This is a genomic window from Mycolicibacterium wolinskyi (assembly GCF_002101965.1).
Taxonomy (GTDB): domain Bacteria; phylum Actinomycetota; class Actinomycetes; order Mycobacteriales; family Mycobacteriaceae; genus Mycobacterium; species Mycobacterium wolinskyi.
Window position 1 is genome coordinate 184169 of record NZ_LQQA01000035.1, and the last position, 22327, is coordinate 206495.

23 protein-coding genes are annotated in these 22327 nt (G+C 67.7%); 13 read left to right on the plus strand and 10 right to left on the minus strand.

Annotated elements, in window-relative coordinates; genetic code table 11:
* The first annotated feature begins 1 nt into the window (after window position 1).
* From lipA to AWC31_RS36175, 13 genes are all read left to right on the plus strand, one after another.
* Window positions 2–925: a lipoyl synthase gene (lipA, locus tag AWC31_RS36115; protein WP_085150568.1), complete on the plus strand. Its 924-nt coding sequence runs from the start codon at window positions 2–4 to the stop codon at window positions 923–925.
* Entirely contained in the window at window positions 922–2289 is a 1368-nt protein-coding gene (lpdA, locus tag AWC31_RS36120; RefSeq protein ID WP_085150570.1) for a dihydrolipoyl dehydrogenase, read from the plus strand. Before lipA ends, lpdA begins: the two co-directional genes overlap by 4 nt.
* 19 nt (window positions 2290–2308) lie before the next feature.
* A complete protein-coding gene (locus AWC31_RS36125) occupies window positions 2309–2698 on the plus strand; it encodes a nitroreductase/quinone reductase family protein (protein WP_085150572.1) in 390 nt (129 codons plus the stop codon).
* A 1-nt stretch (window position 2699) separates the two neighbouring features.
* Window positions 2700–3032, plus strand: coding sequence for a TfoX/Sxy family protein (locus AWC31_RS36130; protein ID WP_085150574.1), 333 nt, complete (start codon window positions 2700–2702; stop codon window positions 3030–3032).
* A gap of 40 nt (window positions 3033–3072) precedes the next feature.
* Complete coding sequence (locus tag AWC31_RS36135) at window positions 3073–3732, plus strand: endonuclease (protein WP_085150576.1); 660 nt, start codon at window positions 3073–3075, stop codon at window positions 3730–3732.
* A 76-nt stretch (window positions 3733–3808) separates the two neighbouring features.
* A complete protein-coding gene (locus tag AWC31_RS36140; RefSeq protein ID WP_085150578.1) occupies window positions 3809–4033 on the plus strand; it encodes a hypothetical protein in 225 nt (74 codons plus the stop codon).
* Between the two features lie 15 nt (window positions 4034–4048).
* Complete coding sequence (locus tag AWC31_RS36145) at window positions 4049–4924, plus strand: oxygenase MpaB family protein (RefSeq protein WP_085150580.1); 876 nt, start codon at window positions 4049–4051, stop codon at window positions 4922–4924.
* A 53-nt stretch (window positions 4925–4977) separates the two neighbouring features.
* Window positions 4978–5184 (plus strand): hypothetical protein, encoded by a 207-nt coding sequence (locus tag AWC31_RS36150; protein WP_374214064.1) that lies wholly within the window; start codon window positions 4978–4980, stop codon window positions 5182–5184.
* 82 nt (window positions 5185–5266) lie between these two features.
* A complete protein-coding gene (locus tag AWC31_RS36155) occupies window positions 5267–5836 on the plus strand; it encodes a hypothetical protein (RefSeq protein WP_234817124.1) in 570 nt (189 codons plus the stop codon).
* A gap of 8 nt (window positions 5837–5844) precedes the next feature.
* Window positions 5845–6573, plus strand: a complete 729-nt coding sequence (locus AWC31_RS36160) for a DUF72 domain-containing protein (protein WP_085150586.1) — start codon at window positions 5845–5847, stop codon at window positions 6571–6573.
* 11 nt (window positions 6574–6584) lie between these two features.
* Window positions 6585–7811 carry an NAD(P)/FAD-dependent oxidoreductase gene (locus tag AWC31_RS36165; protein WP_085150588.1) on the plus strand — a complete coding sequence of 409 codons (1227 nt, stop codon included), beginning with the start codon at window positions 6585–6587 and terminating at the stop codon, window positions 7809–7811.
* 157 nt (window positions 7812–7968) lie between these two features.
* Complete coding sequence (locus AWC31_RS36170; protein WP_067851835.1) at window positions 7969–8577, plus strand: hypothetical protein; 609 nt, start codon at window positions 7969–7971, stop codon at window positions 8575–8577.
* Entirely contained in the window at window positions 8577–11714 is a 3138-nt protein-coding gene (locus tag AWC31_RS36175) for a helicase HerA domain-containing protein (RefSeq protein ID WP_085150590.1), read from the plus strand. The genes AWC31_RS36170 and AWC31_RS36175 overlap by 1 nt, the downstream gene beginning before the upstream one ends.
* A gap of 77 nt (window positions 11715–11791) precedes the next feature.
* Here AWC31_RS36175 and xypA read toward each other — a convergent pair whose 3' ends face one another.
* Genes xypA through AWC31_RS36225 form a run of 10 tightly spaced genes read right to left on the minus strand, consistent with a single transcriptional unit; the run spans window position 11792 to window position 22206 of the window.
* Entirely contained in the window at window positions 11792–12841 is a 1050-nt protein-coding gene (gene xypA / locus AWC31_RS36180; protein ID WP_085150592.1) for a sugar ABC transporter xylitol/L-sorbitol-binding protein XypA, read from the minus strand.
* Window positions 12842–12883: 42 nt separating this feature from the next.
* Window positions 12884–13933: a sugar ABC transporter xylitol/D-threitol-binding protein ThpA gene (gene thpA, locus AWC31_RS36185; RefSeq protein ID WP_067851838.1), complete on the minus strand. Its 1050-nt coding sequence runs from the start codon at window positions 13931–13933 to the stop codon at window positions 12884–12886.
* Between the two features lie 58 nt (window positions 13934–13991).
* On the minus strand, window positions 13992–15029 hold the full coding sequence (locus tag AWC31_RS36190) for an ABC transporter permease (protein WP_067851839.1): 1038 nt from the start codon (window positions 15027–15029) through the stop codon (window positions 13992–13994).
* On the minus strand, window positions 15026–16558 hold the full coding sequence (locus tag AWC31_RS36195) for a sugar ABC transporter ATP-binding protein (RefSeq protein WP_085150594.1): 1533 nt from the start codon (window positions 16556–16558) through the stop codon (window positions 15026–15028). Before AWC31_RS36195 ends, AWC31_RS36190 begins: the two co-directional genes overlap by 4 nt.
* Window positions 16555–17619, minus strand: a complete 1065-nt coding sequence (locus tag AWC31_RS36200; protein ID WP_085150596.1) for a zinc-dependent alcohol dehydrogenase — start codon at window positions 17617–17619, stop codon at window positions 16555–16557. The genes AWC31_RS36195 and AWC31_RS36200 overlap by 4 nt, the downstream gene beginning before the upstream one ends.
* The gene (locus AWC31_RS36205) at window positions 17613–18377 is read right to left on the minus strand and encodes an SDR family NAD(P)-dependent oxidoreductase (protein WP_234790910.1); all 765 of its coding nucleotides are present in this window, start codon (window positions 18375–18377) and stop codon (window positions 17613–17615) included. The genes AWC31_RS36200 and AWC31_RS36205 overlap by 7 nt, the downstream gene beginning before the upstream one ends.
* A gap of 23 nt (window positions 18378–18400) precedes the next feature.
* The gene (locus tag AWC31_RS36210; RefSeq protein WP_085150600.1) at window positions 18401–19441 is read right to left on the minus strand and encodes an NAD(P)-dependent alcohol dehydrogenase; all 1041 of its coding nucleotides are present in this window, start codon (window positions 19439–19441) and stop codon (window positions 18401–18403) included.
* A 1-nt stretch (window position 19442) separates the two neighbouring features.
* A complete protein-coding gene (locus AWC31_RS36215) occupies window positions 19443–20087 on the minus strand; it encodes a beta/alpha barrel domain-containing protein (protein ID WP_085150602.1) in 645 nt (214 codons plus the stop codon).
* Window positions 20084–21577, minus strand: coding sequence for an FGGY family carbohydrate kinase (locus AWC31_RS36220; protein ID WP_085150605.1), 1494 nt, complete (start codon window positions 21575–21577; stop codon window positions 20084–20086). The genes AWC31_RS36215 and AWC31_RS36220 overlap by 4 nt, the downstream gene beginning before the upstream one ends.
* Window positions 21574–22206, minus strand: a complete 633-nt coding sequence (locus AWC31_RS36225; RefSeq protein WP_085150607.1) for an SIS domain-containing protein — start codon at window positions 22204–22206, stop codon at window positions 21574–21576. The genes AWC31_RS36220 and AWC31_RS36225 overlap by 4 nt, the downstream gene beginning before the upstream one ends.
* Window positions 22207–22327: the final 121 nt, after the last annotated feature.

The following is a 22327-nucleotide window of genomic DNA, read 5'->3' on the forward strand; positions in this document are numbered from 1 at the left end:
GATGACCGTCATCCCACCGGGCCGCCGCATGCTGCGGCTGGAGGTCCGTAACGCCGCGACGCCGATCGAACGCAAGCCGCCGTGGCTCAAGACCCGTGTCCGCACCGGCCCCGAGTACCGCGACCTCACCGCGCTCGTCGAGCGGGAGAACCTGCACACGGTGTGCCAGGAAGCCGGTTGTCCCAACATCTTCGAATGCTGGGAGGCCAGGGAGGCCACGTTCCTGATCGGTGGTGACCAATGCACGCGGCGCTGCGACTTCTGCCAGATCGACACGGGACGGCCCGCGCCGCTCGATCGCGACGAGCCGCGCCGGGTCGCCGAATCGGTGGCCACGATGGGATTGCGGTATGCGACCATCACCGGCGTCGCACGTGATGACCTGCCGGACGGCGGCGCGTGGCTGTATGCCGAGACGGTCCGCGAAATCCACCGCCGCTGTCCGGGCACCGGGGTGGAACTGCTCATCCCCGACTTCACCGGCCGCCCCGACCAACTCGCCGAGGTATTCGACTCGCGGCCCCAGGTGCTCGCCCACAACCTCGAAACCGTGCCACGGGTGTTCCGCCGGGTTCGCCCCGGATTCAGCTATGCCCGCTCGCTGCAGGTGATCACCAGTGCTCGGGACGTCGGACTCATCACGAAGTCCAATCTCATCCTGGGTCTGGGCGAAACACCCGACGAGGCCGTACAAGCGCTGCACGACCTGCACGAGGCGGGTTGCCAATTGGTGACCATCACGCAGTACCTGCGCCCGAGCCCGCGCCACCATCCGATCGCGCGATGGGTCGCACCGGACGAGTTCACCGAGCTCGGCGGCATCGCCCGAGACATCGGATTCGCCGGTGTGCTGTCCGGTCCACTGGTCCGGTCGTCGTACCGCGCCGGCCAGCTCTACGCCCAAGCCAAGAAGGAGATTTCATGACTCGCACCTCTGCGGACGTCGTCGTTCTCGGCGGCGGTCCGGGCGGATATGCCACCGCACTGCGCAGCGCCCAGCTGGGGCTTTCGGTGATCCTCGTCGAGGAAGGCGAGGTCGGTGGGACGTGCCTGCACCGCGGCTGCATCCCGACCAAGGCCCTGCTGCACGCCGCCGAGATTGCTGACAATGCCAGGGCAGCAGCACAATTCGGGGTGAACGCCACATTCGACGGCGTCGACCCGCAACAGCTGCACGCCTATAAGGACAGCGTGGTCGCGCGCCTACACAAGGGGCTGCAGGCCTTGCTGCCCGCGCAGGGTGTCACGGTGATCAACGGTCGCGGCCGCCTCACCGGACCGAACACCGTCGACGTCGCCGGCCAGACGGTCACCGGCGGCGCCATCGTGCTTGCGACCGGCTCCGCACCGAAACCGCTGCCCGGCATCGAGCCCGGTGACCGGGTGATCACCAGCGACGAGGCGCTCGAGCTGCGGTCGATCCCGCGGCGTGCGGTGATCCTCGGCGGTGGTGTCATCGGCGTCGAATTCGCCAGCCTGTGGGCCTCATTCGGCACCGCGGTCACCGTCGTCGAAGCCGAACCCCGGCTGGTCCCGCACGAGGACGAGGCCGTCTCCAAGCACCTCGAACGTGCCTTCCGCCGCCGCAAGATCACCGCCAAGACCGGCGTCCGCGTCACCGGTGTCGAGCAGACGGACGAGGGCGTGGCAGTCACACTCGAGAACGGCGCTGTGATCGAGGCCGACCTGCTGCTGGTCGCCGTCGGACGCGTACCGCGCACCGACGGGCTGGAGGCGGCGGGCATCACGCTCGAACGCGGCTTCGTCGTCACCGACGACCGGCTGCGCACGACAGTGCCCACCGTGTACGCCGTCGGTGACATCGTCGCGGGCACCCAACTCGCGCACCGCGCCTTCCAGCAGGGCATCTTCGTGGCCGAGGTACTCGCGCAACGCAATCCGGACCCGATCGACGAGACCGGCATCCCACGCGTCACCTACTCGCGCCCCGAGATCGCCTCCGTCGGCCTCACCGAGAACCAGGCGCGGATCCGGTTCGGCGACAACGTCGAGACCGCGAGCCACGATCTCGCGGGCAACGGTAAGAGCCAGATCCTCAAGACGTCGGGCACGGTCAAACTGGTCCTCGCCCCGTCGGGCGCGGTGGTCGGCATTCATCTGGTCGGCGAACGCGTCGGCGAGCTGATCGGCGAAGCACAACTGATCTACAACCTGCAGATCAAGCCGGGCGAGGCGGCCAAGTTCGTGCATGCGCACCCGACGCAGAACGAGGCGCTCGGCGAGGCGCTGATGGCCGCCGCAGGAATGCCGCTGCACGGCCACGGCTGACCGCATAGATTGGGGCGGCATGATCGATCTCACGGATCTGAAACGCCGCATCGTGCACGGCACCCAGCGCCGCATCGTCAATCCTGTCGGCAGGCAGCTACCGATCACCATGCTCGAAACGATCGGCCGCAAGTCCGGTCAACCCCGCCACACCGCAGTCGGCGGAAGGGTGATCGACAACCAGTTCTGGATGGTGTCCGAACACGGCGACCGCTCGCACTATGTGCTCAACATCAAGGCGAATCCCGCTGTGCGGGTGCGGGTCAACGGCAAGTGGCGCACCGGTGTCGCCCACCTGCTGCCGGACGACGATGCGGTGGCCCGGTTGAAGGAGCTTCCCACGGTCAACAGCGCGGTGGTCCGGGCCGTGGGCAGCAACCTGCTGACCATCCGCGTAGACCTCGACTGACATGGCCTTCGACCCCGAACTCGCCGACCGCATACGCGAATTGATCGCCACCGAACGCGGCGTCGACGAGAAGCGGATGTTCGGCGGGCTCGCGTTTCTGGTCAACGGCAACATGTCGGTGGCCGCGACCCGCGAGGGCGGCCTGATGGTGCGGGTGCCGATCGAGGAATCAGCACAACTTCTGCGTCGGGACCATGTCGAGCCGATGGTGATGGGCGGCCGGGAAATGCGCGGCTGGTTGCGCGTGGGCACCGACGGCCTGAAGACCAAGCGGCAACTACAGGGCTGGGTCACCCGAGGGGTCGGCTTCGCCAAGACGCTGCCGCCCAAGTGAAGAGGTTTCCACCGCAGGGCAGCCGGGTAGGCGCAGTGACATGTCGACCACGCAGCGGGATCTGGCTCGCCGGCTGCTGAGCGCCGCCGGGCACACCTACGCCGAGCAGGCAGGCATCCGGATGGCCGACAAGCCCATGCCGCTGTTCGAACTGCTGGTGCTGTGCATGCTGGCGAGCAAACCGATCGACGCCGGCATCGCCACCCGGGCCGGCCGCGAACTGTTCCGCAGTGGGCTGCGCACACCACATGCGGTTCTCGACGCCGAGCGGCGCGACATGATCCGGGCCTTCGGCCGCGCGCATTACGTGCGGTACGACGAAAGCTCGGCCACCCGTCTGACCGACATCGCCGCGACGGTCGACGACCGCTACCGCGGTGACCTGCGGCGGCTCGCCGACGCGGCCGACCGCGACACCGCCGCCGCGAGACGACTCCTGAAAGAGTTCAAGGGAATCGGTGACACCGGCGCCGATATTTTCCTGCGCGAGGTACAGGACACCTGGACGTGGGTAAGGCCGTTCTTCGACGACCGCGCGCTGGGCGCCGCACGCGACCTCGGGTTGCCCGGCGACCCGGCGGCCTTACAGCGGCTGGCACCGGGCAAGACGGCGCGGCTGGCAGCGGCCCTGGTCCGTGCGTCGCTGGACGACGAGCTGCGTGCCGCACTGTTGCGACCACCCGCTCACGCCACCGCCTGAGTTCGACCGTTTACCACCATCCGGGCAGAATCGTCATTAACATAGGGGCGCCTGGCAAGAAGGGTGGCACTGGTACATGCTGACCACGGTACGAAAAGTTCTGAGCTTCCAGATGACGATCGCCGAATGGATCGGCACGGCGATCATCCTGGCGGTCCCCTATCTGATCATCGGGATGGTCTGGTCGCTGACCCATACCGAGCACCTGCACGGGATGAGCCGGGCCGATGCCGTGGTGTCGTTCCTCGGCTCCATCGTGTCGTGGCCGGTACTGCTGTTCACCAACGTCTGCATGAGTTGACGGGACGAGCCGCGCATGTCTGTCGGGGACACCACACACGCCAACCGAATCTCGGTCACCAGACGCACCGCACGGTGGGATGACGGCCCGGTCACCATCGCCGACGCCATGGATTTCTGGGCCTTCGCCGCCGGGGCCGCGAACGTCATCATGCAGCTGTCCCGACCCGGGGTCGGGTACGGCGTCGTCGAAAGCAAGGTCGACTCCGGCAATCTGCTCAAGCACCCGTGGAAACGGGCCCGCACGACCTTCCAGTACCTCGCCGTGGCCATCCTCGGCCGCCCCGAAGACCGCGAAGCCTTCCGCGACGCCGTCGACGTGGCCCACCGCCAGGTGAGGTCGGGCCCGGCAAGCCCGGTGCGGTACAACGCGTTTGACCGTGACCTGCAGATGTGGGTGGCGGCCTGCCTGTTCGTCGGGTTGGAGGACACCTACCAGCTGCTGCGCGGCACGATGACGGCCGAACAGGCTGAACAGTTCTACGCCTCCGCCGCCACGCTCGGCACCACGTTGCAGGTCAGTGCCGAGCAGTGGCCCGCCACGCGCGCCGAGTTCGACGCCTACTGGAACACCGCATGCGAGCAGGTCGCCATCGACGACGTGGTCGCGCGCTACCTGCACGATCTGGTGAACCTGAAGATGATCAACCCACTGTTAGGCCTGCCGTTCCGGCCGCTGCTGAAATTCCTCACCGCGGGCTTTCTGGCCCCGGTTTTCCGCGATGCGCTGGGCCTCGGCTGGGGCCGCGGCCGCCAACGGCTGTTCGAATGGCTTTTCCTGCTGGTCGCGTTCGGCAACCGGTTCCTGCCGATCTTCATAAGGCAGGGCGGCAGCTTCCTGCTCCTGGCGGACGTGCGCCGCCGGGTGCGCACCGGCAAGCCCCTGATCTGAGCGGCGTCGGTAGCATGCGACGGATCCTGAGCCGGAAAGTCAGCCTCGAGCAGATGATCGAGACAGCGCTGTGGCTGGCGCTCCCCTACATCGTGATCGGCCTGCTGTGGACGTTCTTCCATCCCGAGCAGGTGCAGTTGATCGAATCCGAACTGCTGACCCGCATACCGGCGGGAGCCAACCTTGTGGCGTTCGGTCAGGTCACGCTGTTGTGGCCGCTGCTGCTAGTCGGCGGCGACATCTGTGTGGCGGCGACCTGAGAAACCGGTCGTCACAAAATCTGGACGCTACCGTCATCGCGGCAGCCGCGGTTGGCTAGGGTCAGGCGCCGTGAAAGCTTGCATGGCGATACGAACGGCGGTCCTCGTCGCGGCGACGGCGACCCTCGCCGCGTGTACCTCCGGCACGGTCGTCAACACCGGCGACACTCCGCAGCAGACTGCGCCGCCCACGTCGGCGCCGGTGCCGCAGTTCGGCACCGCGAACCTGGTGAACGCCGCCGACTATGCGGCACCGGTGGACGGCCGCACGGCCTATTACTTCAGCACCCCGAGCGGACGCTGGCACTGCGCGATCCTGCCCCGCGACCGCGCCGGTTGCGAGTCGGCGGACGGCCTGGACTCCGGTATCGGCATCACCGGAGCGCCCGACGTCATCGTCGACGGCGAGCCCACCACGCCCAACGCGATCGTCGTGGACCGCGATCACGACGCCGCGTTCGTGGTGCTGCCGCAGACGCAGTTCTCGCTCGACACCGCGGCGGTTTTGCCGTTCGGCAAAGTGCTTGCGGTGGCGGGTTTTCGGTGCAATGTGCAGGAGGAGCACGGGGTGTCGTGCGTGCGGGAACTCACCGGCAAAGGTTTCACCTTCTCCGGCGACGGTTACACCCTGCAGTACACCGACGTCCCTTAGCGAGGCTCATGATCCGGATCGGCACCTCGGGGTGGTCCTACGACCACTGGAACGGCGTGCTCTACCCGCCGGGCACGCCGACCGCGAAGCGGCTCGACCGATATACCGAGGCCTTCGACACCGTCGAGCTCAACGCGAGCTTCTACCGCTGGCCCAAAGACACGACCTTCGCCGGCTGGCGGCAACGGCTACCCGACGGTTTCACGATGTCGGTCAAGGCGCACCGCGGTTTGACGCACTACCGCCGGTTGCGCTCGCCCGAACCCTGGATCGAGCGGTTCGAGCGCTGCTGGACCGAACTCGGTGACCGCGGCGAAGCCCTTCTGGTGCAACTCCATCCCGCCATCGAACGCGACGACGATCTGCTCGCCGGGTTTCTGAAGTTGATGCCCGACCGCATCCCGGTGGCGATGGAGCTGCGACATCGATCCTGGAACGATCCGGCCGTGTACGCGCTGTTGGAGGCGCATCGGGCCGCATATGTGGTGATGAGCGGGCCCGGCCTGGTGTGTGAACCGGTGGCCACGAGTGATCTGGTGTATGTCCGCCTGCACGGACCCGAACAGGGCGCGATGTATGCCGGCTCCTATCCGGATGAGCAGTTGCGGTGGTGGGCCGACAAGATCGGGCAGTGGGATGCCGACGGCCATCGCGTCGTCGTGTACTTCAACAACGACCTCGGCGGCCACGCCGTGCGGAACGCCGGAAAGCTCAAGGAGTTCCTGGCGCGCGAGTAGGCTGAGTCGGCATGACAACTTCGTCCACATTCGCGATCATCGGTGGCGGCCTCGCCGGCGCCAAGGCTGCTGAAGCGCTGCGGGACAACGACTTTGACGGCCATGTCGTGTTGTTCGCCGCGGAGGACAAGCTGCCCTACGAGCGGCCGCCGCTGTCCAAGGAATATCTGGCCGGCAAGAAGGCGCTGGCTGATTTCACCGTCGATCCGGCCGCGTGGTACCGCGACCACAATGTCGAACTCCGGCTGGGCACCGAGGTTACCGCCGTCAACCCCGCCGACCACACCATCACCCTGCCCGACGACAGCACCGTGAGCTACGACAAGTTGCTGCTCGCCACGGGCTCGGCGCCGAAACGCCCGCCCATACCCGGCGCCGACGCGGCCGGCGTGCACTATCTGCGCACCATCGACGATGCCGCCGCCCTGAATTCCGCACTGACGGAAGGTTCTTCGTTGGCGGTCGTCGGCGCCGGCTGGATCGGCATGGAGGTCGCCGCCAGTGCCCGTCAGCGGGGCGTGAACGTCACGGTCGTCGAAACGGCTCGTCTTCCCCTGCTCGGTGCGCTCGGCGCCGAAGTTGGTGAGGTGTTCGCGCGCCTGCACCGCGAGCACGGCGTCGACCTACGCCTCAACGAGACCGTGCAGGAGATCACGACCAGCGGCGGCACCGCCACCGGTCTACGACTCGGGGATGGGTCCACCGTTCCCGCCGATGCCGTGCTGGTGGCGGTGGGCGCGGCGCCCAACATCGGCCTGGCCGAACGCGCCGGCCTCGCGACCGCCGACGGTGGCGTACTCGTCGACGCCGCGTTGCGCACGAGCGATGCCGACATCTATGCGGTCGGTGACATCGCCGCCGCGCAGCACCCGCTGTTCGGTGTGCGTATCCGCACCGAGCACTGGGCGAACGCGCTCAAGCAGCCCGCCGTGGCCGCGGCCGGAATGGTCGGCAGAACGGCCGAATACGACGACCTGCCGTATTTCTTCACCGACCAGTACGACCTCGGCATGGAGTACGTCGGCCATGCCCCCAGCTACGAGCGTGTCGTGTTCCGCGGCGATGTCGCGGGCCGCGAATTCGTCGTGTTCTGGCTCGACGCCGACAATCGGGTGCTCGCCGGCATGAACGTCAACGTGTGGGATGTGCTCGACGACATCAAAGCCCTGATCCGGTCGCGTGTCGCCGTCGACCCCGAACGTCTGGCCGACACCGGCCAACCACTCGACGCCGGGTAGCTGTGCAGGCAAAACGCACGCACTGCGAATGCGAGTGCGGTTCAACAATATTGTCGTCACCGTAGCGGTCGGCTGTAACGTGCAGGAGGCGCCGTGGCGCGGCGCGCAGAGCGAAGCCGCGCGAGAATGAGCCGACAGTCAGGAAGGTGAGTCTGCAGTGAACGTTGCCCCCGACGAACTGACCGGCACCGAACAGGCGGTACTCCTGGTGTTGATGGCCGAGTCGCGACCCGTGCCCAACCCGGAACTGGAACGCCTTGGCCCCAAGCTCGACAAGCCGGGTCGGGTTCGGCTCAACGAGCTGGGCTTGATCGAGACGACGACCGGCAGGCCCCTCGTGCACGAGCTGACCGACTCCGGCTGGGCACTGTGCCGCGAATTGCTCGGCGCAGGCGCCCCGGCCCGCTCCTCGGGCCAGGGCAGGGCGCTGTACACCGTGCTGAATTCTCTCGGCCGCTACTTCGACCGAGCCGACCTCGCCCCGGCTGACGTGTTCCTGCCGCCCGCACAGGCCGAAGAGCAGTTACGGACCGCCTACACCCGGCTGGCCGCCCGGCCCGGTGGCTGGGTGAGCCTCGTCAGCCTGCGTGAAGCAGTGCCCGGACTGGCCCGCGCCGAGGTGGACGCGGCGCTGGTGAATCTGTACCAGCAGCCGGGCGTCAGTCTCATCCCCGAGGAGAACCAGAAGGTGCTGACCGCCGCCGACCGGGCCGCCGCCGTACAGATCGGCGACCAGAACAAACATCTGATGGCGATCGAGTCCTGATGGAACTACAGGAACGCGAAGCACTCAGCGCGCTGCGCCTCACGTGGGCGCCGACCGCCGACGATCTGTGGCATTCGCAGGGCGCCCTGCACGTCGGCGGACTGCACGACCGGCCGATGGCCGACGTCATGGCCGCATTCGGCGATGCCGCGCGAGACGCCGATTCCAGCCCGCTCGGCGTCGTGGTGCGCGGGCCCGCCGGCTCGGGCAAGACCCATCTGCTCGGCCAGGTACGCGAACAGGTGCAGACCGCCGGCGGATTCTTTTTCCTGGTCGAACTTCTCGACGCGGCCAGCTTCTGGCAGTCGGCACGCGCCGGGATCCTGGAGAGCCTCGGCAGGCCCGGCTCGGAGCGCGAAACGCAGCTCAAGGATCTGCTGTGGGAGCTGTCGTCGATCGCCCACATCTCCCGGGCCAACCGCAGGGCGATCATCGGCGACGACGAGCTGACACCCGATGTCCTCACCGATTTCGTCAACGCACTGCACAAGGCGCGTCGCCAGACCGTCAAACGGGCCCACCACACGCTGCGCGCGATGGTGCTGCTCGCGGCAACCGATCTCGACCTGCAGGACATCGGCGAGGCGTTCCTGACTGCCAACGACGACTTCGGCCGCGGCGAACGCGACGTGTGGGGGCTGCCCGCACCGAGTCTCACGCCGCAGGAATCGGTACGCGACATCTCCCGACTGATCGCATTGGCGGGACCTGCCGTACTGGCGCTCGACCAGATCGACACGCTGTTGGCGCAATCGCCCGAACGCACCGACAACGCCGGAGACCAGCCCGAGTCCGACAACCGAGATCTGGAGCACGTCGCGCACGGGCTGATGTCGGTGCGGCAGACGATGCGCCGCACCGTGCCGGTGGTGGCCTGCCTGCCCGCCGCGTGGGAGGCGATCCAGGACCGGGCGACCGCCACCGTGCAGGACCGGTTCCGGGCCACCGGGCTGTTGCAGGGTTTGCCGACCCCGGACGTCGGCCGCGCGATCCTGGAGCGCCGATTCACCGCCAGCTACAGCGCGGTCGGTTTCACCGCGCCGTACCCGAGCTGGCCGATCCTGCCGTCGGCGTTCGACGAGGCGACGCAGTACACGCCGCGGCAGCTGCTCAAGCGGGCCGACGCGCACGTGCGGCGCTGTCTCGAACGCGACACCATCGAGGAGCTCGCGCGGCTGACCGGTGAGGTCGCCGAGCCGCACGAGCCGAGCGCGGGTGACACGCCGCGCGGCGACACCGGCGAACTCGACCGCCGGTTCGCCGAGTATCGGCGGCGCGCGGTGCCTGCCGCGGCGCTGGATCCCGACGGTGAGGACACCACGATGCCCGGCCTGTTGTCGGCCGCGCTTGAGGCCTGGATCACCGAGCTCGGCGAAGCCGAGCAGGCATTCCGACCCGATCCGCCGCCCGGCCAACGCGTCGTGCTGCACGCCCGGCTCCGGCAGAGCCTCGATGCCGCCACCGACGACGAGCGGCACTGGGCGTTTCGTGCGGTCTCGTCGGGCAACGCCGTCGCGGTCCAGAACCGCATCCGGAAGGCTTGGGAGGCAACGGGTTCCAACCCGGACCGGCGCAGACTGTTCCTGCTGCGCAACAACCCATGGCCCAAGGGCGCCAAGACGGCCGCGATGATCGCCGAGTTCGAGGCGGCGGGCGGGCGCGTGCTTCCGATGAGCGACGACGACCTGCGCACGATGACGGCGCTGCGCGACCTGATCGCCGACAACCACCCCGATCTGCCCGAGTGGTTGCGAAAGCGCAGGCCCGGCCACGGGATCGCGCTGCTTCGCGCCGCGCTCGGCGACGTCGCGGGCGACGAGCCGCCTCCGGTGCCCGAAATCGTCGACGTGCCGGTCCATGACGAGGAACCGGCCCCGCTCGTGGTCGACCACTCGCCCACCGCGGTCACCCTTGGCATCGACGCGACCACCGGGCAACCGGTCTCGGTCGACCTGGCCGCGCTGCGCAAGCACACCGCGATATTCGCCGGATCGGGGTCTGGCAAGACCGTGCTGATCCGGCGGCTCGTGGAAGAGTGTGCGCTGCGCGGTGTTTCGTCGATCGTGCTCGACCCGAACAACGATCTGTCGCGGTTGGGCAGCCGGTGGCCGGAGCCGCCACCCGGCTGGAATCCTGCCGACGACGCCCGCAGCGACGAGTACCTGTCCAACACCGAAGTGGTGGTGTGGACGCCGCGCCGCGCGACGGGGCGGCCGTTGGCGTTCCAGCCGCTGCCCGATTTCGCCAGTGTGCTCGACGACGCCGACGAGTTCTCCGACGCCGTCGAATCCGCGGTCGCTGCGCTGGAACCACGGGCGCTCATCGTCGGAAACACCGCCAAGGCCAACCGGTCCCGAGCCGTGCTGCGCGAGGCATTGCGGTTCTACGGCGCCGGGCGCTCGGTGACGTTGAGTGGGTTCATCGATCTGCTGAGCAACCTGCCCGACGGCGTCAGCGCACTGGGCGGTGCGCACAAGCTGGCCGCCGAACTCGGCCAGAACCTGCGTGCCGCAACGGTCAACGACCCGTTGTTCGGCGGCGCCGGCACCGCGGCCGATCCGGGTGTCCTGCTGAGCCCGTCGCCGGGTTATCGCGCGCGGGTGTCGGTGATCAGCATGGTCGGCCTGACCAACGAGCAGCAACGCGAAGGCTTCGTCAACCAGTTGCAGATGGCGTTGTTCGCATGGATCAAACGCAACCCGGCGGGCGATCGACCGCTCGGCGGGCTCCTCGTGATGGACGAGGCGCAGAACTTCGCGCCGTCGACCCACATGACCGCCTGCACGCACAGCACGCTGGCGTTGTCATCGCAGGCCCGCAAGTACGGGCTCGGTCTGGTGTTCGCGACACAGGCTCCGCGCGGTCTGCACAACCACATTCCGGGTAATTCGGCCACCCAGTTCTACGGGCTGCTGAACTCCCCCGCCCAGATCGCGGTGGCCAGAGAGATGGCCCGGGTGAAGGGCGGCCTGGTGCCCGACATCAGCCGGCTGCGCTCCGGCCAGTTCTATCTGGCGTTGGAGGGCGACGCATTTCACAAGATCCAGACGCCGTGGTGTCTGTCGTTCCACCCGCCGAGCCCACCGACGACCGATGAGGTGCTGACCCTCGCGCAGCGGGAGCTGGCTGCGCGGTAGAGCCGCGACGAGCGTGGGCCCCGTGCACGCAAATCTTCGAGAAAGCGTGCACGAGGCCCACAGTCGTGTGCGGCGGGTCAGGGCTGGGTCTGCCCCGGGATGCCCTCGTAGGCGATGTCGCCGGTCTTGAGGTTCTGCTCGGTGAGCTCGACCAGACCGTCGAGGAACTTCTGCCGTTCGGTCACCACGTGCTGGATCGCGACGTCGACGTTGTCCTTGGTGATGGCCGGCATGACGTAGACCGGGTCGGTCTTGACCTGCTCGCCCTTGACCAGCGCGTCGGCCACGGCGAGGCCGGCGGACAGCTCGACGGTGCCGTTCTGCAGTGAGGTGCCGATGAATTCACCGCTCTTGACGGCGTTCAGGCCGTCCTCGATGCCGTCGATCCCGACGATCGGCACGCCGGTGCGGCCGGCCTCTTTGAGCGCCTGCAATGCGCCCAGCCCCATGTCGTCGTTCTGCGACACGACGCCGTCGATCTGGTTGCCGAACGACGAGATCCAGTTCTTCATCTTGTTGACGGCCTCGTCGCGCTTCCAGTTCGCGGTGTCCTTGGCCAGCACCTTGATGTCGGGGTACTTCGCGAGGACCTGGTCGATCCCCTTGCCGCGGTTGATCTCTCCCGATCCGCCGAGCGGGCCCTGCAGGATGACGATGTTGCCCTTGCCGCCGAGGCGATCGGCCATCATCTGCATCTCCTGCGCACCCGCCGCGACATCGTCGGGCTGCACGTTGCCCGCAAGATCGGGTGTCTCCAGTGCGGCGTTCACCGCGAGCAGCGGAATGTTCTTGGCCTTGGCCGATGCGACCTGCGGCCCGAGCGAATCCGCCTGCACCGGAACGACGATGATGGCATCGACACCCTGGTTGATCAACGAATCGACCTGGCTGGCCTGGGTGGACACATCGTTGTTGGCCGAGTTCCACACGAGCTCGATGTTCTTGGCCTTGGCGTAGGCATCCATGCCTTCTTTGCCTTCGGTGATGAACGAGCTCATGTCGTACACCGTGACGCCGATACGGGTGGAGTCGCTGTTGGCCTCGGGGTCACCCGCACCGCATGCCGTCATGCCGAGGCCGAGCACCCCGGCCGAGGCAATCGCGGCGACCTTGGTCGTAAGTCTCATCTGTCTGGTTCTCGCTCTCTTATCGCCAGTGGAAATCAGTGGTTACGGCTGCTTCTGGCCCGGGATGCCCTCGTAGGCGATGTCGCCGGTCTTGAGATTCTGGGCGGTGAGCTCCGAAAGCCCGTCGAGGAACTTCTGCCGTTCGGTCACCACGTGCTGGATCGCGACGTCGACGTTGTCCTTGGTGATGGCGGGCATGATGTAGACCGGTTCGGTGTTGACCTCTTCGCCCTTGGCGAGTGCGTTGGCGACGGCCAGACCCGCGGACAGCTCGACGGTGCCGTTCTGCAGTGAGGTGCCGATGAATTCACCGCTCTTGACGGCGTTCAGGCCGTCCTCGATGCCGTCGATCCCGACGATCGGGACCCCGGTGCGGCCGGATTCCTTGAGGGCCTGCAACGCGCCGAGGCCCATGTCGTCGTTCTGCGCGACCACGCCGTCGATCTGCGGTCCGAAGCCCGAGATCCAGTTCTTCATCTTGTTGACGGCCTCGTCGCGCTTCCAGTTCGCGGTGTCCTTGGCCAGCACCTTGATGTCGGGGTACTTCGCGAGCGTCTGCTCGATGCCCTTGCTGCGGTCGAGTTCACCGGACTGTCCGAGCGGGCCCTGCAGGATGACGATGTTGCCTTTGCCGCCGAGGCGGTCGGCCATCATCTGCATCTCCTGCGCGCCCGCCGCGACGTCGTCGGGCTGCACGTTGCCCGCCACATCGGGGCTGTTGAGCGCGGCGTTGACCGGAACCAGCGGAATGCCCTTGGCCTTGGCCGACGCGACCTGCGGCCCGAGCGAATCCGCCTGCACCGGAACGACGATGATGGCATCGACACCCTGGTTGATCATCGAGTCGACCTGGTTCGCCTGGGTGGACACATCGAGATTGGCGGAGTTCCAGACCAGTTCGATGTTGTTGTCCTTGGCGTAGGCCTCCATGCCTTCTTTGCCCGCGGTGATGAACGAGCTCATGTCGTACACCGACACGCCGATGCGGGTGGTGTCACTGTTGGCCTCGGGGTCGCCAGCGCCACACGCTGTCATCCCGAAGCCCAGCACGGTGGCCGAGGCAACCGCGAACATCTTCGTTCCCAGTTTCATGTGCCTTCTTTCCTTTGTTTCCAGTGGTGTCGGATGTGTGATGCCGGATGCTGCGCCATCATGTTCGGCGCCGGGACGACCACACGTCGACGGCGACGGCCGCGACGATCAGCACGCCCTTGATGACGTCCTGCCAGTAGGCCGGGACGACGAGGATGTCCAGGCCGTTGTTGAGTGTCTGAATCATCAGCAGGCCCAACGCGGTTCCCCAGATCGTGCCGCGCCCGCCCATGAGGCTCGCGCCGCCGATCACGACCGCCGCGATCGCGTCGAGTTCGTAGCCCTGCCCGAGGTTGGGCGGTCCGGAGATGACGCGCGACGCGAGCATGACACCGGACAGGCCGGCCAGCAGGCCCGAGAACGCGTACACGCTGAACAACACGTTCTTGGCGTTGATGCCGGCGATCTCGGCGGCGTTGCGGTTGCCGCCTACGGCATAGACGCGCATGCCGTAGGTGGTGCGCTTCATGATGATGGCGAGCGCGACGATGCCGACGATCATCAGCAGCACCGGAATCTGCAGCCCGAGGATCTTGGTGTTGGCGATCGCGCCGAATTCGGCGGGCAGCCCGTTGATGGGTGCACCGCCGCCGATCACGTACGCCATACCCGAACCCGCGGTCAATGTGCCCAACGTCGCGATGAAGGGTGGAACGTTGATGCGCGACACCAGGAAACCGTTGATGCAGCCGACGGCGAGCCCGACGAGCATCGCCACCAGAACCGTGAGCCAGACCTGGCCGGGGTTGGCCTTGGCGGTCGCCGCGCCTGCCATCGCCGACACCGCGATCACGCTGCCGACCGACAGGTCGATGCCGCCGGTGAGAATGACCAGGGTCTGGCCGAGCGCGATCAGTGCGAACGGGGCCGCCGCGACCAGGATGGTGACCAGGTTGTCGGGTGTGGCGAATCGTGCACTGCGGTAACTGAAGTACGCGATGACCAGCAGCATCACGAACACCATCGCGTAACGCACCGCGATGCCGGCGAACCAGTCCTTGGAGAACAGGCGGACCGGTTCGCCGGTGGTTGCCGAGACGACCGTGGCTCCGGACGAATCCGGCACCGCGTCTTCGGGTTTGAGTTGTGTGGTCACGATCCGATCTCCTGGCTTCTCTGTTCTTCTTTGGCATCGAGGGCGGTGGCCAAGCGGAACACCGACTCCTGAACCTCGGGATGGTCGAGGGCATCGCGGTCGAGCTCACCGACGAGCAGCCCGGCCCGCATGACGAACGCGCGGTGCGACAGCCCCACCACCTCCGGCATGTCCGAGGACGCCATCACCACCGCCATGCCTTGTGCGGCGAATTCGGTGATGATGCGGTAGATCTCGCTGCGTGCGCCGACGTCGACGCCGCGGGTGGGCTCGTCGAGCAGCAGGACGTTGACGTCCCCGGTCAGCCAGCGAGCCAGAACCACTTTCTGTTGATTGCCGCCGGACAGCGTCCCGACCTCTTGTCCGAGGCCCCGGCTGCGCAGCCGCACCGAGGACATCACGTCCGACACCGCCTGGGTGCGGGCCTTGCCGCGCAACCAGCCGGCCACGCTGAACGACGACAGCCGCGGCAGCGTGCCGTTGTCGAGCACGCTCATCGACAGCACGGCCCCCGACAGCTTGCGATCCTCGGGCACCATCGCCATACCGGCGGTGATGGCCGCGGCCGGCTGGTTTCGTTTGATCGCGCGGCCCCGCACGATGACGTCGCCCGCCGAGCTGTGGCGTGCCCCGAAGATCGCCTCAAGCAGTTCGGTGCGTCCGGCGCCGACCAGGCCGGCCAGCCCGACGATCTCACCGGCCTTGACGGTGAACGACACTGGGCCAGAAGCGCCTTCGACCTGCAGGTCGCGCACCTCGAGCACGGTGTCGGTGCCGGGTTTCGGACGTTCGGGGAAAAGCGTGTCGAGTTCGCGGCCGATCATCGCGGTGACGATGTCGTCGTCGGACACGCCGTCGATCGGCTTGTCGAGGATCAGCCCGCCGTCGCGCAGTACCACCACGCGGTCGGCGATCGCGCGGATCTCGGCCATCTTGTGGGTCGTGTACACCATCGCCACGCCGCGGTCCCGCAGCTGGCGCACGATCTTGTAGAGGCCTTCGACCTCGCGCTCGGAGATCGCCGACGTGGGCTCGTCGAGCATCACCACCTTCGCGCCGGTGCGCGCGGCCTTGACGATCTCGACGATCTGGCGCAGACCGACCGGCAGGCTGCCCATCCGCGCGGTCGGCGAGATGCCCACGTCGAACACCGCGAGGGTTTCTTTGGCCTCGGCGATCATCGCCCGCCGGTTGAGGAACGGCCCGCGTTTGAGTTCGCGTCCGACGAACAGGTTTTCGTAGACGGTCATGTCCTCGATCGAGGCGAGCTCCTGTGGGACGATGGCCACACCGTGTTTGACGGCGTCACGCGTGTTGCCGGTCGAGAGGTGGTTGCCCTGCACCGAAACCGTGCCGTGGTCGGCGCTGTACTGACCGGAGACGATCTTCATCAGCGTCGACTTGCCCGCCCCGTTCTCGCCGGCCAGCGCGGTCACGGTGCCCGGTTCGAGCTGCAGCGTGATGCCTTTGAGCACCGGGACACCGCCGAAGCTCTTCTGAATGTCAGTGCACTCGAGCAGGGCTGTCATGCCGAACTCCCCACGGTGACGAGAACTTTCACGTTCTCCGCATCGGCGGACGCGGTGAACGCCTTGGCGGAATCTTCGAAATCGAACTCGGCGCTGATGATCTCGTCGACCGGCACCGCACCCGAGGACAGGAGCGCGACGGCAGCCGTGAAGTCCTCCCGGACGTACATCAGGTTGCCGATCAGCGCCAGCTCGCGGTCCTGGATCAGCCCGAGCGGCACCGGGGTCGCGCCCTCCGCCACCCCGACGATCATGACCGCGCCGCCCTTGTCGACCAGTTCGACCGCCTGGGCGACCGAGCTTTCGCGGGACACGCAGTCGATGACCACCGCAGCCGGTCCACCGAGTAGCTCCAGTGCCGTGTCGACGGCGTCGGGCGCCGCCGGATCGAATGTGCCGATCGCGCCGAGGCGCTGCGCCCTGGCGCGTTTGGATTCGAGGAGGTCGGCGACCGCGACGCGGGCGCCCGCGTGCCGCGCCGCCAGCAGCGTGAACAGGCCGATGGGGCCGGCGCCGATCACGACGACGGGCCGGTCCCGGAGATCGCCGACAACCTCGGCGGCGCGCCGGACGGTGTGGACGGGCGTGGCCAACGGCTCGATCAGGATCGCGTGACGATCGTCGAGGTCGTCGTTCAGCGCGACCAGCCGGTCGGCGCCGATGACGAACGAATCGGCAAGGGCTCCAGGTGTTTGGCAGCCGAACACCAGCAATTCACGGCAGATGTTGTAGCGGCCGGCCAGGCACTGGGTGCAGTGGCCGCAGGCCAGATTCGGCTCGATCGTGACGCGGGCGCCGATCCAGGACTCGTCTACGCCGGGGCCGACGACCTCGACAACGCCGACCGCCTCATGTCCCGGCCGGTACGGCAGCTCGATGAACGGATGGCGGCCGCAGGCGGCGTGCAGATCGGATCCGCAGATACCGACCACCGTGGTGCGAACCCGCGCCTCCCCTGCGCCGGGTTCGGCTTGTGCGACCGTCTCGATGTCGACGTCGTCGAGGGAGTTGACGACGACTCTTCTGTTGTCGCGACTTGTGTCGATGCCGGTCGCTACCATGCGGTGTACCCGCCATCGGCGACCAGCACCGACCCGGTGATGAACGAGGCCGCGTCGCTGGCGAGGAAGACCACGCTGGGCGCGATCTCCTCGGGCATCGCATACCGCAGCATCGGGGTGTCATCGATCCAGTGCCGCTTGAACTCGGGCTTGTCGACCGGTGCCATCTCGGTTTTGCAGTAGCCCGGCGCCAGCGCGTTGACCCGGATGCCCAGCGGACCCCATTCGGCGGCAAGCGATTTGGTGAGGTGGTGCACCGCGGCCTTGGACGCGTTGTAGGCCGGCTGCATCTGCGGCCGGTTGACGATCATGCCCGACATCGACCCGATGTTGATGATCGATCCGCTGCCGCGCTCACGCATGTGGGCGCCCACGGCCAACGAACACGCCCACAGTGCCTTCACATTGAGATCGAAGACGTCGTCCCACTGCTGCTCGGTGACCGACCAGGATTCGCCGTGATAGCACGTGCCCGCGTTGTTGACGAGGATGTCGAGATGCCCGAGGGCCGAGATCGCGTCCGCGGTCATGTTCTCGACGTCGGCCGCGCGCGTGATGTCGGCGGTGATGGCGTGGAAGGCGAAGCCGGCTGCTGCAGCCTCACTGACGACCTTCTCATTGCGCTCGGCGCTGCGGCCCGCGATGGCGACCTGCGCGCCCGCCTCGGCGAGGCCGAAGGCGAACGCAAGTCCCAGGCCCTGGTTGCCGCCGGTGACGAGGGCGGTGCGGCCGGTGAGATCGAAGGGCGAACTCCGCACGCGAGGAGCATTGGAGATATCTGTCATGACGGATTCACAATCGACTTGAGGCTGGCGGGGTCGGTGTCGCTGTCGAGCGCCTCGGCGACATGGTCGAGGTCATAGCGCCCGGTGACGAGCGCGTCGAGGTCGACGGCGCCGGACGAGACGAGATGGATTGCGGCAGGCCAGGTGTCGGTGTACCGGAACACCCCGGTGACGGTGATCTCCCAGTTCTGGATGTAGCCGACGGGCAGCGATACGTCGTCGGCACCCATACCGACGAGCACCACCTTGCCCGCCGGTCCGACGGCTTTGATACCGCTGACCACGGCCGGTGCGGCACCGCTCGCGTCGACGAAGGCGTCGACCTTCGGATCGAGTGCGGCGACGTCGTCGACCGTGGGGTCGAGCACCTCGGTCGCGCCGAACTGCAGGACGCGTTCGCGGCGCGATGCCACCAGATCGGACACCACGATACGCGACGCGCCGAATGCGCGCGCGGCCTGTGCGCAGATCACGCCGATCGGGCCGGCGCCGGCGATCAGGATGGACGAGCCCGGGACGATGGCGGCTTTGCGCATCGTGGCGATCGCCACCGACAGCGGCTCGAGCAGCGCCGCGGCGTCGTCGGACATGGAATCCGGTACGGGATGGGCCATGTCGTCGTCGATCGTGACGTAGCGGCAGAACGCGCCGTCGACGGGCGGCGTGGCGTAGAACTTCATCTCGGGGCACAGGTTGTAGCGCCCCGCCGTGCACTGCTTGCAGCGACGGCACGGATGCTGCGGTTCGACCGCGACGCGCTGGCCCACGCGGCCGGGGTCGACGCCGTCGCCGACAGCGGCGATGCGCCCGGATAATTCGTGCCCGAGGATCATGGGGTCCTCGACCACGAAATCGCCGATGCGACCGTGGCGGTAGTAGTGCACATCGGATCCGCACACCCCGACCGCGGCGACCTCGACCAGCACCTCGCGCGGTCCCGGTGTCGGCACCGGACGGTCCTCGACGACGAGCGTTCCCACACCGGTCATCACGCTGGCGCGCATGGTGCCGGGGGATCCGGCTGCGACGGCGTTCATGTCATATCCCTTTCTCTATCCCAGGGGTTTCGGCGAGCAGCGCCCGCCCGACCACCATGGCCTCGACGCCTGCCGTGACGCACAGCGGCGCAATCTCTTCGGTGACTCCTCCGTCGACGATCACCGGCAACCACACCGCACACGCCGCGGCGACATCCAGTCGCTCGGTACGGCACCGGTCCTTGGTCCCTGGCTCGATCAACATCACGAGCGCACCGTCGGGGCTTGCCGGCCACGGCGGCGGCAGCCCGTCGCCCCAGCCCGACCATTCCTCCCAGACCGCGATCCAGGCCGCGCTGCCCGCATCCCGGATGGCGGCCGCACGCTGCTCGGTGAACGCCGCCCAGGGCAGAAATACGCGGCCGGGGCGCATGGCGAGCAGTGGGGGCAACATCTCATCGGCGAATTCGGCCGATCCGATCAGATGCACATCGCATCGCGACGGACCCAGGATGCTCGAAATGCCGCTGAACTCAGTGAGACTCACGCCGACTGGCAGACCAGCGCCGGGGTCCATGACGTCGACGTGCACAGCCATGCCGGCGTCGGCGAGTGCGCGCGCGAACGCAGTGCGTTCCGATGGCGGTGCCGCGTAGATCGATCCGGTCAGCAGCCCGGGATACCGGGTGTGCCACGACGCGATCATGGTTGCCGCCCCGAATCCAGCAGCCGCGACGACGCCACCGCGGCCCAGCGCTCCCGGACCACGGACAAATCCCGTCCCGTGCGGCGCGGTCCGATACGCGTGCGAATTTGCGGCTGCCAACGCTTGGCCAGATCGGTCAATCCGGCGATGTCCAACTCCCCCACGACCGCGGCGGCCTGCACGCAGGCGCCGCGCGCGGTCGCCTCGTCGGCGTCGAGCACGCACACCTCGTCGCCCAGCAGATCGGCCAGCAGCTGCAACGTGGCCGTCGAACGCGCCCCACCGCCGACCGCGACGGCGCCGCCGCTGACGTCGACACCGCAGGCGCGCAGGCTGTCTCGGGCGCTCATCAACGACAGCAGCGGACCCTCCACGAACGCGCGGGCCAGTTCCTCGCGCGTGGTGTGGGAGGTGAGGTCGACGAACGCGCCCCGTGCCGACGGGCGATCGGGCTTGCGCTCGCCGTCGAGGAACGGCACCAACACCGGGCCCGGGTTGTCGCCGGCGGTGAGCGCGAGCTCGGCCAGACCGGCGAGATCGGTGCCGAGCAGCCGCGCCGCGACATCGCTCACGCGCGCCGCGTTGAGCGTGCTCACGAGCGGCAGGTAGCCACCGGTGAGGTCGGCCACCCCGTCGACCATTCCGCTCGGATCGAAAACCGGTGTGCGAGAAGAGGTTGCGACGACACCGGAGGTACCGATGCCGATGTACTGATCGCCGTCGTTGAGGCCCAGCCCGAGATAGGCGGCATGCTGGTCACCGCCGCCCGGGCCGACGATCACGTCGACATCGGGGTCCAGCCCGAGCTCCTGGGCGGCCACCGGCCGCAGCGTCCCGGCCGGCTCGCACGGGCCGAGCACCGTCGGCAACATCTGCGACCAGTTCCGCGGCCCGCCTGCCAGGTCAAGGTATTCGCTGATCCATTGTCCGGCTTCGGTGTTGAAGTAGCCGGTGCCGGAGGCGTCGGAGCGGTCGGTCACCCGGGCACCGGTCAGCCAGTACGTCAGGTAGTCGTGCGGCAACAGCATCGAGGCGCTGCGTTCGAGTACACCGGGCTCGTGTTCGGCGATCCAGGCGAGCTTGGCGATCGTGAACGCCGCCGTCGGCATCGAGCCGATGCTGTTGATCCACTGCTGCGCGCCGATGCGGTCGACGAGCGCGGCCAGCTGCGGCGCGCCGGTGGTGTCGTTCCAGAGCTTGGCTTGCCGCAACGGATTTCCGTGCTCGTCGAGCAGTACCAGACCATGACATTGCGCGGCGACCGAGATTCCCTTGATGACGGGTACCTGGGCGCAGCGGCCCAACGCCGTGCGGGTCGCGGACACGAAGGCCGATACCCACTCCAGCGGATGCTGTTCGCTGCTGGGCGGAAATGCCGGCGGATGCCCGGCCGCGCCGTACCCCAACAGTCGGCCGCCGGCGAGTTCCCGGACCTCGACCTTGCATGATTGTGTGGACGAATCCACCCCGAGCACAGCGAATTCCGTCATGTGCGCACCACCGGGGCATCATCGGCCGCGTGACCGCGGGCTCCGACCCCGCCTGCGGGGTGGCTGTCGACCACATCGCGCATGGTGTGGCCGCGCAGCGCCATCGCGACCACCGCAAGCGCGTCGCCCCAGGCGCCGACCGCAAGCGTGCTCGCCATGGCGATCATGTCGCCGGGATCGGCGTCGGGTGCGGTCGGCGGCAGGGCGACGACGGTTCCTGCCGCGCCGGCGAAAGGCGAGTCGGGGCTCTCGGTGATCGCAACCACCGCGACTCCCCTTCCGGTCAGCCGCTCGGCCAGCCGGGTCAGCTCGCCGGATTGCCCGGTCTTGGAAATGGCGAGCACGAGGTCGTTTTCGGTGATCGCACCCATCCCGCCGTGCAGCGCGTCCATCGAGGGCAAGTAGACGGCGGGTGTGCCGCACACCGAGAGCAGATGAGCGAGCCGCTCGGCCATGATGCCCGAGGTGCCCGAACCCGTGGTCACGACCTTGCCGGTGATCGCGAGCATGCGTCGAGCAATCGCGACGACGTCCGATTCGACGCGTCCGGTCAGCGCGGCGACCGCGGCAGATTCCCGGGATAACACCACGCCGGCCAGCGTTGCCAGGTCGGTGTCATCGGACTGCATGCGCGTTCTGCCTCCTCCGCGGGTCGCTCATCTGTCACCCCGCCGACTCATCTGATCGTTTGTGATGTGGATCATGCAATGCTCTATGCTCATATGTCAACGCGACTGCACATATGTGCAC